Source organism: Rhodococcus sp. F64268, assembly GCF_023015605.1.
Lineage (GTDB): Bacteria > Actinomycetota > Actinomycetes > Mycobacteriales > Mycobacteriaceae > Rhodococcus.
This window is the reverse complement of sequence record NZ_JALKAI010000004.1, coordinates 230,993-245,734: the sequence shown is the minus strand read 5'-3', so window position 1 is coordinate 245,734 and position 14,742 is coordinate 230,993. Positions and strand designations below refer to the sequence as shown.

Genomic DNA, 14,742 nt, shown 5'->3' with positions numbered 1-14,742 from the left:
GGGGCAAAGTCGTGAAGCGCAGGGTTCGGTTGCGACACCAGTCGGGGATCTCGGACTGCGGTGCAGCATGCCTGGCCATGATTCTCGACTTCTACGGTGCACCGACCCCGGTCAACGACGTGGCGGACAACCTTGCGGTCGGGCGCGACGGGACGACGGCACTCGCGCTTGTTCAGGTTGCCCGCGACTATGGGCTGGACGTGCGTGCGTTCGGCCGGCCCGCCGAGTCGATCGCCGACGGACACACGAGGTTGCCGGCCGTGGTGCATTGGGATCACAACCACTTTGTCGTCGTCGACCGTGCGACGGCGCGATACGTGGTGGTGGTGGATCCGAGTCGGGGACGACAGCGCCTGACGCACACTGATTTCGCGGAGCGGTACTCGGGTGTTGTGCTCGAGTTCGGTGCGGGCGACATATCGTCGAAGACGCGGCAGGTACGGCACCGCGATACCCGCTGGCGGCGAGACTTCCTCGGACTCGTGTGGCGGGGTAACCGCGCATCGTTTGCGGGGGTCCTGAGTGCAGCGGTGATTCTGCAGATCGTCGGTGTCATAGTCCCTTTGCTCACCGCACTGTTCGTCGACAGGGTCGTTCCCGAGTCCGATTTCGGGCTCTTGGGCATGCTTGCGGTTGCGGTGGCGGGTATCGCCTTCGTGCTCCTTGCTCTGGGGGCACTGCGTACCGTGGTCATCGCTCGGATCCGTCGGCGGGTCGATGCCGTGCTCACCGGTTATTCGGTCGAGCGACTGTTCGCACTGCCGTTCACGTACTTCATGCGACGGGGCACCAACGACGTTGCTCAACGCATCGGCGGTATCAGTACAATTCGTGATCTGTTCACCGAGAGGGTTGTGGCTGCTCTGCTCGACGGTCCACTTGCCCTCACCTATGTCGCAATAGTGATGTGGTGGGCACCGAGCGTCGGGGTCGGACTGCTGGCACTGACAGTGGTGCAGGCGTTGCTGATCGGCGTTGTGCATCGACGAGTTGTCGATCTCTTGCAACGTGAGGCTGCGACGGCGGCCGAAGCGGAGGGCACGCTCATCGAGAGTATTCGCGGTGTCGAGACGGTGAAGGCGTCGGGAACCGAGGCTGTGGTGATTGCCCGGTGGAAGCGATTGTTCGAACATGCTCTCGCCGTGTCGGTCCGCAGTTCGCTCGTGTCGGGACTGGTCGACGCCGCACAGGCGGCTTTGCGTGCGGTTGCGCCCGCGGTGCTCCTGTTCGTCGGGGCGGTTCATGTGGTGAGCGGCAGGCTTTCACTCGGTCAGCTGATTGCGGTCAACGGGATGGCATTAGTAGCGCTCGGATGCGTGACGTCGTTGCTCACACTCGTGCAGTATCTGCAGTCCGCTGCAGCATATGCACGGCGCCTTCAGGATATCCTCGAATCGGATTCGGAACAGGCCGGTCTCGAAGTCCATACGGCGCCGCCGCTTTCCGGATCGATCCGGCTTCGGGACGTCGGCTTCCGATATGGCCCGAGGTCCCCGTGGGTGCTCCGCGGCATCGAGTGCGATATTCCGGCGGGCACCACAGTCGCGTTGGTGGGGCGGTCGGGTTCGGGGAAGAGCACGCTCGCGCGCCTGCTGCTCGGGTTGTACGTCCCAGAGGAAGGCACCGTTCTCTACGACGGACTCGACGCGCGGTGCTTGGAGGCGCGGTCACTGCGTGCACAGTTCGGCGTGGTGACGCAGGACAGCACCCTGTTCACCGGGAGCATCGCCGACAACATTGCCACGGGCAATCCCGACGCGCCGTTCGCGGATATCGTGCACGCGGCCTCTCTCGCGCAGATCCACGAGGATGTTGTTGCGCTGCCGATGGGCTACGACACGGTTCTCCGCGAGGGCGGTGGTCTTTCCGGTGGGCAGCAGCAGCGCGTGGCGATAGCTCGTGCACTCTTGACTCGACCTCGGGTGTTGTTGTTCGACGAGGCGACGAGCGCCTTGGATTCCATGACCGAAGCTGCGGTGGTAACCGGACTCAGGCAGCTGCGCCAGACCCGCATCGTCATCGCACATCGCTTGTCGACGGTGCGCACCGCCGACCTGATCTTGGTGCTCGAGGCAGGCAGGGTCGTCGAACGCGGCAGTCACGCACAGCTGCTCGAGCGCCAGGGGATCTATGCAGGGATGTGTGCGGAATCAGGGCGGTAACCTCGAGGTCTGCAGGTCCCCGGAAGTGGGGCCGTGACCGTTCGGGGGATGTCACGTGGGCTCGGTACCTGCACGGATCACCGTCTGTGTTCTCGGCCCGGTCACGGCGTTCCGTGACGGTGTGTCGGTCGATCTCGGCGGACCACGTCAACGCGCCCTGCTCGCTTCACTTGCGGTCGCGGCGCCGCACGCGGTGAGTGCGGCGCAGCTTCTCGCCGATGTGTGGCACGACGTTCCGGCGCCGACGGCGAACGCACTTCATTTCGCCGTGTCGAAGCTGCGGCGTCATCTCGATCCTCTGCGTGGCCGCGGGCAGCACGGTCCGGTCGTGCGCAGCGGATCGCACTATGCATTGCGGGTCGCTGAACTGGACTCGGCCCGATTCGATGCTCTTGTGAGGGAGGCCCACGGTGTTCGCGCCGGATCGGCGCCGCCTGCTCCCGACGATGCCGCAGTGCTTCTCAACGAGGCGCTCGGGCTGTGGAGGGGCGAACCGTACCAGGACACTGCACACCTCGCCGGTATCGTTCCCGAACGGACACGACTGGACGGGCTGTACCGCGACGCATCGTGTGCACTCGTCGACATCGACCTCTCGCGCGGACGCGCCCAGGAGGCCCTCCGTACCGCGGAGGCTCTCGTAAATCGGTATCCGCTCGACGAGAACGCGTGGGCGTTGCTGGCGCGTGCCATGTATCTGAGCGGTCGTCAGGCCGACTCGCTTGCCGCGATTCGGACGCTGCGGCGGACACTGATGGACGAGCTCGGTGTCGATCCAGGTGCGCTCATCGTGGAACTCGAGCGAAAGATCCTCTCGCACGAGGTCGTGGATGATGCGATGCCGGTGCCGCCAGCGCCGGCGCCCGAGGCCGCAGTGATCACCGATGAGCCGCCGAAGATGCCTCCGGCCCTGCCTGTTTCTCGCAGTCGGTTGATCGGACGTGCGGGTGACCTGTCGCGGGTGCCGGAACTGCTGGGCAAGCACGCTCTCGTCACCCTCTTCGGCCCGGGCGGAGTCGGGAAGACGCGCCTTGCCCTCGATGTGGCCGCAGGTGTGCGAATCGGCGACGGCACCTGGTTCGTAGACCTTGCCGGAGTCGTCGACGAGTCGTCGATCGTTGTGACCGTGGCGCAGACACTCGGTGTGCCGAGCGTGGACACTCCGGAGCAACTCGCCGAGCTGATCGGCTCACGCACGACCTATCTCATTCTGGACAATTGTGAGCACCTCGTCGACGCAGCGGCACACCTCGTGTCGGTGCTTCTCACGCAGTGCCCGCACGTGCGCATTCTTGCCACCAGTCGGGAATTGTTGGACGTGGACGGCGAATTCGGATACGAGGTGAGGCCTCTCGATCACGATTCTGCTGAAGAACTGTTCGCTGATCGCGCCGCTTCATTCGATTCGAGCTGGACACTGATGGACTCGGATCGCGTATCGGTACACAGGATCTGTGAAGGCCTCGACGGGCTTCCGCTTGCGCTCGAACTCGCCGCTGCACAATTGTGTGTGCTGTCCGAAGAGCAGATCGCCGATGGGTTGACCGATCGGTTCACTCTGCTCACCGAAGGTCCGAGACGTCTCGGAGCACGCCGACGCAGTCTGATGGACACTGTCGGCTGGAGTTATCGGTCACTCGATGACACAGCGGCTTCGGCGTTGCGTGCACTGTCGGTGTTCGCCGGAAGTTTCGACATCCACGGAGCTGCGGCCTTGCTCGGCGAGACCGAGCCGCTTCGCGCGGTCGAGACCGTACGCGCATTGGTGCGGCGATCGTTGCTGTCGGTGGTACCCGGTACCCGGACCCGGCGATATGTGATGCTGCAGACGATAAAACAATTTGCAGCACAACAAATGCTGCCTGACGAGCGCGAGCGCATTGCGTCTGAATATTACGCCTGGGTGGTCCGCAGAGCTACCGCCCTGGCCGCCGAACTGCGTGGGTCCGGTGCGCGAAATGCAGTGTCCGAGCTCTTCGCAGACAGCGCGGAGCATCGAGCAGCGCTGACCGCAGCGGTCGACCGGGGCGACTCCCATTACGTTCTCGAATTGTCGGGTGCGCTGTACTGGTTCTGGTACCGGCAAGGCAATGTGTCGGAAGGGCTGAGGTTCTTGCGATTCGGGATCGACGGTGTCGACCGGCATCCGATTGTGCCGAAAGCGGCGCATCTCGGCAGGGCGCTCATGGGCACGGCACTCCTGACCGATCTCACCGGCGATTCCGAATCCGCCCTGCACCACAGTGAACGGGCGTGGTCGATACTCCATGAGGCCGGCGATGCAGCGGAGATCGCCTACGCAGATTCCCTGCGGGCGTACTACCGAACGGTGTGCGGCGACCACGGTGGGGCCGTAGGCATCGTGCAGCGAAGGCTCGAAGTCGCAGGTTCGCTCGGTGACGACTGGATCGCGGCTTCACTACTGATGGTGCTGGGGATAGCCCAGCGGGGTGGTGGTGACAGTGCGGCACCGGAGACGTTGCGGACATCCGTCGACGTCGGCCGCCGGTGCGGTTATCGATGGGTACCGATCTGTTCGCTGTGGGCGCTGGCCAAGATCGCCGCGGACTCCAACGACCACCGTCGAGGTCTGGCACTCGCACGTGAGATCCTCCCGATTCTCGAAGAGGACGCCGAAGTCACCGGGTGGATCGTCACCATGCACACCGCGGCAGCAGCCCTCGCGCAAGCAGGACGGACAGCAGACGCGGCGCGTGTCCTCGGAGCTGCACGTGCGCACGGTGAACGCGCGGGCGTGCAGGCCGACCTACTCGATCCGTACGGTCCCCAGGAACATGCGGCGATGACAGCGGCGGCACGCACCGGAACCTTCGACGCGTACTGCGCCGAAGGTTCCGGTCTCACCCGTGAGGAAGTGAATGCTCTGATCATGGCTACGTCGCCATCGCGCTGAACGTGCCGTAACAGGGACTTCTGGCGTCGGTTCCCTGCGCGTCGCCGGTTCGGCATGCGATGCTGACGATCACAGCCCGAACATGAGGAGAGCGAATGAATCCCGTCGTCGAGACCACACGTGGCCGGGTACGGGGAAGGGTCGTGGACGGCACTGCAGTGTTCAAAGGTATTCCGTATGCGGCCACGCCTTCCGGCGACCGCCGGTTCGCCGCGCCGGAACCTGCACCTCACTGGACCGACGTGCGAGACGCGACCGAATTCGGTCCGACCGCACCTCAACCGCCCTACGGACCACCGCTCGACAAGCTGCTCGAGGAGGTGATGATTCCGGGTGAGAACCCGCTGAACCTGAATGTGTGGACCCCCGACCTCGAGGCTTCGCTGCCGGTGCTCGTGTGGATCCACGGCGGCGCATTCGTCCACGGCAGCAGTGCGATACCGATCTACGACGGAGCGAACTTTGCACGCGACGGCGTGGTTTTCGTCAGTAACAACTACCGGCTCGGGGCCGAGGGCTTCGCGCTGGTGGACGATGCCCCGGCCAACCGGGGTCTGCTCGATCAACTGGCGGCGCTCGAATGGGTCCGGGACAACATCGCGAAGTTCGGCGGCAATCCCCATTCGGTGACGATTGTCGGTGAGTCGGCGGGTGGGATGAGCGTCGGGGCGCTGCTCGCGATGCCCGCGGCGCAAGGCCTGTTCCACAGGGCGATAGCCCAGAGCGGAGCGGGTCATTCGGCGCTGTCGGCCGACACTGCGCGCACGGTGTCGGGTGCGCTCGCCGAGGCTCTCGACATCGAACCCACTCGCGCGGGCTTCTCGGCTGTCGACCCCGACCGGCTCATCACGGCGCAGGAAGAGCTGACCGTGCGTATCCGTGGCGACAAGGACGCTTCGAAATGGGGTGAGATACCCACTCATGCAATGGCATTCGAGCCGTATATTGACGGCACGGTGCTGCCGGAGCTGCCCGTCGACCGTCTCGCTGCCGAGGCCCGCTCCGACGTCGATCTCCTGATCGGCCACAACGAGGACGAGATGACCTTGTTCTTCGTGCCCTCAGGAGTCGATTCGATGATCGACGACAACAGTCTTCGCGTACTCGCGGCCCGGTACGGGCTCACCGAACCCGCCGCCCTCGATGCCTATCGGTCGGCCCGGCCGGACTCGACACCGGGGCAGGTGCTCATGCATGTGCTGCGTGACTGGATGTATCGGATTCCGGCCGTGCGCATCGCCGAGGCGCGTGCCGCGCATGACGTCGCCACCTACGTGTATCGGTTCGACTGGAAAACACCCGTACTCGATGGCCGGCTCGGTGCGACGCACGCGCTGGACATCGGCTTCGCGTTCGACAACCTCCATGTCCCGGGCAATAGCGCCCTGGCAGGGCCCACGCCTCCTCAGGGACTCGCGCAACGAATGCATCAGGCGTGGGTGACCTTCGTGACGACCGGTGCGCCCGGGTGGGCAGCGTATGGACAGCAGCGTACCGAGATGGTCTTCGGTGAGATCTGCGAGACCGTCGACGATGCCGAGCCCGACCTGCGTCAGTTGTGGCACGGGCTCCGGTGACGACGTTTGTTCCTCGAGCCGGAGGGTAGTCCGCAGGGTAGTCGTATACAGCCCAGCTCCTCTTGGGTCGGAGTAACCACATGCCCGGCGAGACCCCCAAGATTCCAGGTACACCGTCATCCATTGAACCGAGCGTCGAGGAGCCCACGACGCCGGTGGACCCGCTCGAAGCCAAACCCGACCAGTCCGAACCCGCCGGAGTGACCGCATCCGGCGCTCCGGTCGACGCGGAGCGCAAGCGCGCGCAGCAGGGCCGCTATCTGACCACCGCGCAGGGGGCGCGTCTCACAGATACCGATCATTCCCTCAAGGCAGGGGAACGCGGCCCCACCCTGCTGCAGGACCACCATCTCCGCGAAAAGATCACACAATTCGACCACGAACGCATCCCCGAGCGTGTCGTGCACGCACGCGGCGCCGCGGCACACGGAGTGTTTCGCGGTAACGGTGCCGCGACGAGCCTGACCCGTGCCGGATTCCTCGGCAAGGGTGTGGAAACTCCGGTGTTCGTGCGCTTCTCGACGGTGCTCGGTTCGCGGGGCTCGGCCGACGTGGTGCGCGACACTCGCGGATTCGCAACCAAGTTCTACACCGATGAGGGTGTCTTCGACCTTGTGGGAAACAACATTCCCGTGTTCTTCATCCAGGACGCCATCAAGTTCCCCGACATCATCCATGCGGGTAAGCCCCATCCTGATCGTGAGATCCCGCAGGCCCAGAGCGCCCACGACACGTTCTGGGATTTCGTCACCCTCCACACCGAGGCCGCCGCGCACACGATGTGGAACATGTCCGATCGGGGAATCCCGCGGTCGTACCGGATGATGGAAGGCTTCGGTATCCACACGTTCCGGTTGATCAACGAGTCGGGGGGACCTCGCTCGTCAAGTTCCACTGGAAGCCGCGCCTCGGAGTGCACTCGGTGGTGTGGGAGGAAGCCCAGTTGATCAACGGATTCGACCCCGACTTTCATCGACGTGACCTCGCCGATGCAATCGAGGCGGGCGCGTATCCGGAGTGGGATCTCGGTGTGCAGGTGTTCCCGGATACTCCGGAGCAGATGTTCGAGGGCATCGACCTGCTCGATCCCACCAAGATCGTTCCAGAGGAACTCGCGCCGGTGCAGATCATCGGCACCATGGCGCTCAACGCGAATCCGAGCAACTTCTTCGCCGAGACCGAGCAGGTCGCATTCCACCCAGGGCATCTCGTCCCGGGTATCGACGTCACCGATGACCCGCTTCTGCAGGGGCGTCTGTTCTCCTATCTCGACACGCAGATCACACGGCTCGGCGGCCCGAACTTCGCCCAGATTCCCATCAACCGCACCCACGCCCCGGTCAACGACATGCTCCGCGACGGTTTCCACCAGCATGCGGTGCACACGGGAGTTGCACCGTATCGACCGAACTCGCTCGACGGAGGGTGTCCGTTCACTGCGTCGCTCGAGGATGGGGCCTTCATCGACTTCCCGCACGAGCTTCCGGTTGCGAAGAAGGAACGCGCGGCCGCGCGGTCGTTCGACGATCACTTCTCGCAGGTCCGCTTGTCCTATGTGAGCTTGTCCGAGGTCGAGAAGCAGCATGTGGCCGGTGCCTATACGTTCGAACTCGGAAAGTGCTACGAACAGGCGATCAAGGAACGCGGCCTGCAGGAGCTCGCGAACATCGATCGCGACCTGTGTGCGACGGTGGCTGCCGGACTCGGACTTCCGGCTCCGGAACCGACCGTGCCCCTCGGTGATCCCACGCCGAGCCCGGCATTGTCGCAGGTCGGTTCGACGTGGCCCGTCGACGGGCGTGTCGTGGAAATCGTGGCCGACGATGCCACCGATGTCGGTGAACTGCAGGCAGCGGTCCGAGCGCTCGACGCCGCAGGCGTAGTTCCGCTGGTCATCGCGCCGCACGGTGGAACGTTGGGCGCAGGCGCGGTACCGGTCTCGCGCACCTTCCTGACCGCGAGGTCGATCGAGTTCGACGCCGTGCTCTTCGTGGCGTCGCCCGCAGATGCTCGGGTGAGCGTGCTCGTCGACGAGCTGTTCCGGCATCAGAAGGCGCTCGGAGCGTGGGGGGCCGGAACCGGGGCGCTCGGGAACACCGCGGCACCCGGTGTCGCCACGGCAAGCGATCCCCAGACACTGGTTTCCCAAGTGCTCGAACTTCTCGGGTCGCACCGGGTATGGGAGCGCGACACCGTGTGACAGACCTCACCGGAACCTGGGGTTTCAAGTTCGGGAACCCCAAGTTATTCTTTCGTTACCTCTGGTCGCAGCTGATATTCTCGCTGCGGCCAGTTGTTATTTACGGGCTCTTCATCTTCGTGGTCGCGGCGGACCCGATCGGCCGATCCTGCACCCCGTTTGGCACCCCGTTTGGCGCCACCGTCGAGTGGGTATCTCCGTTTTCCCGACCGTTTCAGTGCACGATACCGAGGCAGCGATGAGTGTCGACGATCCGATTTTCGCGTCTCGGCGCCGAGTGCAGGGCTACGCGCTCGTCGTCGCCTTCGTCTTCCTGATCATCGGCGTCCTCGGCTTCGTCCCCGGCCTGACGTCCAACTACGGCACGATCCTGCACGTGGGAGCCGATTCGCAGGCGCATCTGCTCGGCTTCTTCCAAGTGTCGGTGGTGCACAATGTCGTGCACCTGATCTTCGGCGTAGCCGGTGTGCTGGCTGCGCGCCGCTTGGTCTGGTCGCGCATTTATCTTGTAGCCGGCGGTTGTCTCTACCTGGCGTTGGCGGTGTACGGGATGCTCATCGATCACCACAGTGTCGCCAACGTCCTCCCGGTCAACAACGCCGACAATTGGCTCCATATCGCACTCGGTGTGGTGATGGTGTTGCTCGCCGTCGATCCTCGGGGTAGTCAACGTCCCCTGTTACCCGGGAAGCGTCTGCCGCGCAGGAAACGACTCCGCCCTCGACGCGGGTGACGGGGGCGCGCTTCTACATCTTGGCGTAGCGGGCCATCGCAAAGCAGTACAGACCGTAGATCGCCACACCGGCCCCTGCGCAAGTGAGCAGCACCGCGCCGAACGGCTGCGCCCCCAGCGTCTTCAATGCTCCATCCAGTCCGGTCGCCTGGCTGGGGTCGCTCCGCACCGTGGCGATGACCACGAGGATTCCCACTCCGACGATCGTGATCCCTTTCGCGACGTAACCCACCACGGCGAGGGGCTCGATCCACCTGCCCGCCCCGGTCCGGTCATAGGTAGTCAGGTCGTCGCGGAATCCCCGTGTGACGCCCTTGTACACGTGATAACCCCCGACACCCAAGAGGATCAGCGCAGCGACGATCAACAGCGCTTTGCCCGGCAACGATTGCATCAGCCGGGCACTGAGCGCGGCATTCTGCTCGCCGCTGGACTTTCCGGATCCCTGCGCGAAACCAATTGTCGAGTAAGATAATCCAACGTACACGGCGGCGATTCCCATGGCTTTGACGCGGTCCAGCGGTGAGTTCGACCTCGCGTGTTCACTCTGCCCGCCCCACACCGCCTCGACCACCCGCCACAGTGCCATCGCGACGAATCCCACCGAAAGAACCCATAGCGCGATGCGACCTCCGGGTTTGTCGGCCAGTGTGGCCAGCGCGCCCGACTGATCGATGTTCTCCCTCGAACCGAAAGCGACCGCGACGGCGAGCATGCCGATCAGCAGATGGAGTACTCCACTGACGACATGGCCGAATCGTGCGCCGCGTTCGAATCCTCGGCTGCGTGCGGCTCTTCGGGCACCACGGCCGACTTCGCCTGTCCTCATTTTGTTCCCACGTCCGTGACCTCCGCCTACGAGTCGCATTTGCCCCGTATCGAGGCCAGGGCAGGAGTACCCGGAGAGGCCTCGTCGGAAACCCCCGATCAATGGCCTGTTTGCGGGGGAGACGCGGCGGGTAATTCGGACGGAGATGGCGGCACCGGCCGGTGCCGCAATGGAGGAGGAAGCAACCCATGGCCGACGCACGCGTGATCTTCTACAAACCACTCGCCCTTGCAGCAAGCGTCGGTGGAGGCCTGCTCGCCGGTGCGGTCTTCAATCAGGTATGGAAGCGGATCGGTAGTGGTGAGAAGCCCGAACCGCAGGACTTGTCGCAGAAGACCCGCGACGTGCTCGTTGCGGCGGCAGTCCAGGGGCTGATCTTCGGCATTGTGAAGGCAGGCGTGGACCGGGCTACCGCGAGCGGCTTCAAGAAGGTGACGCACGTGTCGCCGGAATAACCTACTTCTCCCCCTTCGCCCGAGGGCGACGCGGCGACGAGTCTCAGGTCTCGGTGAGGATGCGCCGAACCCTCGGGTCTTCGGCGAGTTCCGCCCTGACGTTCCGAGCCCTCTCATTCGCGTCCGAATAGGCAGACGCGTGCGCGCTCGCGATGTGGTCGGAGAGAGCACGAGGCGACAGGTCGTACGCGTGGGGAGGGATCTCCAGACTCAGAATCCGGCCCGTGGGGGACACGGTCATCTGGATCCCGTGCGACGTTCCGTTGCCTCTGATCACGTCGATCTCGTTCTGGATCCTGCGGACCTTCGACGAGAACTCTTCGGTTCGGGTCACGACGTTCTCCTTTGTGTCACCAGCCGGGGTAGGCGGGCAGGGTTCTGGGTGGGATGGGGGAGCGGATGGTTTCGGAACCCTCGGCCGGGACGTCGGGTTCGATGCTGCGTCCCCAGTCTTGGCAGCGGTGCATTGTTTCGCCGAGGTCTGCGCCGAAGGTGATGGTGTAGCCGGTGTCGGAGAAGAGGTCTTCGGTGGGTGCGGACCATTGGTTTTCGGAAACTGGCAAGCCTGGTGGTTCTGGAAATGGCCCGGTGTTGTGTACGGTCGACCAGAAGTCCTCGGGGTCGAGTCTGGGGTTGTCGGAGCTGTAGGCGATGTGGTCGAACTGGACGTACTCCTCACTTCCGGACACGTTGGTGATGCGGTACGTTCCGTCGGCTTCACGGATTGCGAATTGCGAAGGCTGACTGCATACAGTGGCTTTGAAGCCGAGGTCGGTCTCCGTGATCTGGAGAATATGCGATCGCATGGTTCCGGCGAGTGATTGGTCCCATCGGGTGTTGATTTGGGAGCCATACTTGGGGTCGAGTGCTTCCGTGAATCCTGGGTAGGTTGCGTCCATACCACCGTAGTGGGCAATGATCATTGACTCGTATGCTGCGCGGATGAGAAGTCCCCGATAGTCGCCCAAATCGATGCCTGGCTCGGCAGACCAGGTGAAGGTGGCGTTGCGTATCTGCGCAGGGGATTGGTTTTGCGATGGCGTAACCATCGCGGTTGGTTTCTCCGGAGCTTTCTGCGAGCAGGATGCGAGAACCAGAATACTCAACGCTGCTGTGCTGGAAAGAAATATCCGTGCTGCGCTTGAATTCATTGTGAATAGGCCCATCGTCCACCCCCGGCCGCGACCGCGTCGCCGAGGAGCACTTCGCGGAAACCGGCTTCGCCATCTCTCTGGTCGGCATAGATGATGCTGCGAAGATCTTGTTGGCCGGCGTCGGCTGTGATCAGGTAGGCGTCTTGTATATCCCTACGGATTCCGGCGTCGGTCAAGATCCAGGACGCTTGATTGGTCAGTTTGCTATCAGGAATATCCTTGCGCTCGCGGAGGACTCCTTCTTCTGTCCAATCGGACGGAAGTGATGCGGCGTTCACTTGCCCGGACTCGGAGAGCGCCTGCAGCATGTTGAACCGGATGGTGTTCTGCGCGCTTGTCTCCGTCAGATACATCGAGGTATCCAGGCCCTCTATTCCTGATGCGTGACCCACGTATTGTCCTTCAGCATTGATGATTGCGGAGTCCAGGAGGACCCCGGTCGAATAAGCCATCGGCCCGGCGACCATCCCGCCCGGAAGCGCTGTCACAGCGCCGGTGACAAGAGTCTGCGCCACCGCGTATGCGTCCGAACGGTACTGGTTTCGGGTGTCGATCGCAGCCTGCTCGATGGCTCTCTCGTTCTCGTACGCACTGCTCAATCCCACCTCGACGAGACTCTGCAACCGGCCCGAATACGTTCCGTAGCTGTACTTCCCTTCACCACCCACCTGATCCAGCGCAAACCGTCGATCGAAGTCGGTGGCCTGCGCGAGTGCTGCGCCGTTGGCTAGTGCACCGGCTGCGGGGTCGGTGTCGAGGAGGGTGAACACCCGGGTTGCGGGGACAGGGCCGAGGTCGCCGAAGCCGTGGGTGGGTGTGGCGTCCTCGTCAGCTCCGACCATGTCGGACGCATACGGTGCCAGTGCTTCCGAGAAGGACTGTACTGCAAGGGGGTTGACCTCTCCGATCGTGCGGTCGGAAAGAAGTCCATCCGTTTCGGGCATATGGAGGAAGCGATCGAAGTTGTTGCTGCCGTCCCATCCCGATTCGGGTGACGACAGCGACTCGGCCAGACCGAAGGCCGCCTGCCCTGCCCGCTCTGCCCGGGCGACGTCGACGGGATCGGTCGGGTCGGGCGGGATTGCGTCTGCGGCGATCCAGTCGGTGAGACCGGCAAGGGTGGCGCCGTCGTCCTCCCACTCGCGGGTGAGCAGGGGCACGAGTACTTCGTCGCGATCGAATTGTGCAGGGGAACCGTCGACACCGGTACCCGACAACAGGTGGTACGACGCATCGGGATTGCGTGTACCGATGTCGAGGAACGTCCGCGCAGTCTTGTCGTAATAGGAAGGATCGGGTGTGGGAACCACGTGCGGGTCGGCATAAGTCGGCACCCCCGCCATGTATCCCGCGACCCGATTCAGCTCGACCCCCATCTGGGCGCCGGGCCGATACTCGGGATTCGCTTCGCCGAGCATCGTCCCGAGTGCGTCGAGACGGTCCAACCGGATAGCGGAACCCGGTTCACGTGGCCCGGGTTCGTATCCGTAATGGAGGGTGTCGCGGATGTCCTGTGGCACCCGGCCCCAACCGCCACCGTAGTCGGGGTTCGACAATGTGAGCAGACCGTTGCCCACCGCATCGGCCCACCCTGCCGCACCGGGATCGCCGTCGGCCTCCCATTGCTTGAAGGTCGCGAAGAGTTCTGTCAGCTCGTCCTGGCCGAGCCCGTTGTAGAAGGCATCGAGGTATTCGATGCTCACGCCACTGTCGGAGGACAGTGCCCGTCCGATGCGTTCGAGGTCGGAGTCGCGGGCACGGCCGGACCTGACGAGTTCGGCGTCTTCGTGGCCGTCCGGTCCACCCAACGTCCACAGTCCCTGGGTGCGGAAGTCTCCTCCGAACGTCGACAGTCGGATGGTGGTCTGGTCGATCGCGTCGGCGGCGTCGTTGTCGAGTTGATCGAAGGAGGTCAGTGCAGATTTCAATTGCACCTCGAATGTGAGGGCTTCGTCGTCGAGACATGCCTGCCCGACGGTATCGGCGCGGGAGTCTCCCGTGTCGCACCTGGGCGGGACGACAGTGCCGTCGTCGTGGACGGTGAAGCCCGCAGCGGATGCATTGTCGGCGATGCGAACCACGTTGTCGCGGGCGGGAATCAGTGCCGCGGATGCGGCACGAAGGGCATCGACCTGCTCTGCTACCGCGTTGGCAATGCCACGGCCGACGACGCGATCGCTCCACGCCCGTGCGGCTGCGGCTACGGCAGCGTCGCCGTGCCAGGTGCTGAATGCGTGGTCGACGTGACGATCGACCTGATCGGTTGCTTTACCGAATGCGATGTTCGCGGTCTCGGTGGCGTCGGCTGCAGTTGTGAGCGAAGCGGGGTCGAGCGCGCGGATCTGTGAGAGTGTCGACACCTACGACACGGTGCTTTCGAAGCTACTTCCTACCGCCTCGACCTGCCGTCTGAATTCGTCCTCGGTGATCTCGTAGTTCGTCGCTCCGGCGGATGTTGCTTCGGCCATGCGATGCAGGCAGACGGACATGGCGTGGTACGCGGTGCGCAGTGGAGCTTCGGCGCGCGTGAGCGCACTACCGACCGCCGAGGGCGTCATCGCTCCGGCCGCCCCCGCGAGGGGAGTTTCCGGCTTCAGCTCGCCGATGGTGTCGGCCTCCGCCGTCAAGGCTGCCGCGAAGGCTCTCAGCGCGTCGATGTCGACTTGCAACGATGTCATCCGCAACCAACTCCTGTATCTCGAGGCCGTCCCATCAGGG

10 protein-coding genes and 1 pseudogene are annotated in these 14,742 nt (G+C 64.0%); 6 read left to right on the top strand and 5 right to left on the bottom strand.

Annotated features, from left to right (window positions below; genetic code table 11):
- The first annotated feature begins 11 nt into the window (after nt 1-11).
- The 5 genes and pseudogenes from MWU77_RS11470 (at nt 12) to MWU77_RS11450 (ending at nt 9,586) form a co-directional block, all read left to right on the top strand.
- Entirely contained in the window at nt 12-2,162 is a 2,151-nt protein-coding gene (locus MWU77_RS11470) for a peptidase domain-containing ABC transporter (RefSeq protein ID WP_247273735.1), read from the top strand.
- Nucleotides 2,163-2,217: 55 nt separating this feature from the next.
- The gene (locus tag MWU77_RS11465) at nt 2,218-5,076 is read left to right on the top strand and encodes a BTAD domain-containing putative transcriptional regulator (protein ID WP_247273734.1); all 2,859 of its coding nucleotides are present in this window, start codon (nt 2,218-2,220) and stop codon (nt 5,074-5,076) included.
- A gap of 95 nt (nt 5,077-5,171) precedes the next feature.
- Nucleotides 5,172-6,653: a carboxylesterase/lipase family protein gene (locus tag MWU77_RS11460; RefSeq protein WP_247273733.1), complete on the top strand. Its 1,482-nt coding sequence runs from the start codon at nt 5,172-5,174 to the stop codon at nt 6,651-6,653.
- An 80-nt stretch (nt 6,654-6,733) separates the two neighbouring features.
- Nucleotides 6,734-8,853: pseudogene (locus MWU77_RS11455) on the top strand (catalase).
- Nucleotides 8,854-9,091: 238 nt separating this feature from the next.
- A complete protein-coding gene (locus tag MWU77_RS11450; RefSeq protein WP_247273732.1) occupies nt 9,092-9,586 on the top strand; it encodes a DUF4383 domain-containing protein in 495 nt (164 codons plus the stop codon).
- A gap of 13 nt (nt 9,587-9,599) precedes the next feature.
- On the opposite strand, the gene MWU77_RS11445 is transcribed toward MWU77_RS11450, so the two are convergent.
- The gene (locus MWU77_RS11445) at nt 9,600-10,415 is read right to left on the bottom strand and encodes a DUF1206 domain-containing protein (RefSeq protein WP_247273731.1); all 816 of its coding nucleotides are present in this window, start codon (nt 10,413-10,415) and stop codon (nt 9,600-9,602) included.
- 188 nt (nt 10,416-10,603) lie between these two features.
- Between MWU77_RS11445 and MWU77_RS11440 the strand changes: the two genes are divergently transcribed.
- Entirely contained in the window at nt 10,604-10,870 is a 267-nt protein-coding gene (locus tag MWU77_RS11440) for a DUF4235 domain-containing protein (RefSeq protein WP_169689147.1), read from the top strand.
- A 43-nt stretch (nt 10,871-10,913) separates the two neighbouring features.
- Here MWU77_RS11440 and MWU77_RS11435 read toward each other — a convergent pair whose 3' ends face one another.
- From MWU77_RS11435 to MWU77_RS11420, 4 genes are read right to left on the bottom strand one after another with little or no spacing between them, the layout of a single operon-like run.
- Nucleotides 10,914-11,204: a YbaB/EbfC family nucleoid-associated protein gene (locus tag MWU77_RS11435; RefSeq protein WP_247273730.1), complete on the bottom strand. Its 291-nt coding sequence runs from the start codon at nt 11,202-11,204 to the stop codon at nt 10,914-10,916.
- Between the two features lie 16 nt (nt 11,205-11,220).
- Nucleotides 11,221-11,976 (bottom strand): hypothetical protein, encoded by a 756-nt coding sequence (locus MWU77_RS11430; RefSeq protein ID WP_247273729.1) that lies wholly within the window; start codon nt 11,974-11,976, stop codon nt 11,221-11,223.
- A 41-nt stretch (nt 11,977-12,017) separates the two neighbouring features.
- The gene (locus MWU77_RS11425) at nt 12,018-14,384 is read right to left on the bottom strand and encodes a hypothetical protein (protein WP_247273728.1); all 2,367 of its coding nucleotides are present in this window, start codon (nt 14,382-14,384) and stop codon (nt 12,018-12,020) included.
- A complete protein-coding gene (locus MWU77_RS11420; RefSeq protein WP_169689150.1) occupies nt 14,385-14,702 on the bottom strand; it encodes a type VII secretion target in 318 nt (105 codons plus the stop codon).
- Between the last annotated feature and the right edge of the window lie 40 nt (nt 14,703-14,742).

Excerpts from the sequence above, each read along its gene's own strand:
- MWU77_RS11460 (WP_247273733.1), top strand. The coding sequence starts at position 5,172 with ATGAATCCCGTCGTCGAGACCACACGTGGCCGGGTACGGGGAAGGGTC.
- MWU77_RS11450 (WP_247273732.1), top strand. The coding sequence starts at position 9,092 with ATGAGTGTCGACGATCCGATTTTCGCGTCTCGGCGCCGAGTGCAGGGC.
- MWU77_RS11445 (WP_247273731.1), bottom strand. The coding sequence starts at position 10,415 with ATGAGGACAGGCGAAGTCGGCCGTGGTGCCCGAAGAGCCGCACGCAGC.
- MWU77_RS11440 (WP_169689147.1), top strand. The coding sequence starts at position 10,604 with ATGGCCGACGCACGCGTGATCTTCTACAAACCACTCGCCCTTGCAGCA.
- MWU77_RS11420 (WP_169689150.1), bottom strand. The coding sequence starts at position 14,702 with ATGACATCGTTGCAAGTCGACATCGACGCGCTGAGAGCCTTCGCGGCA.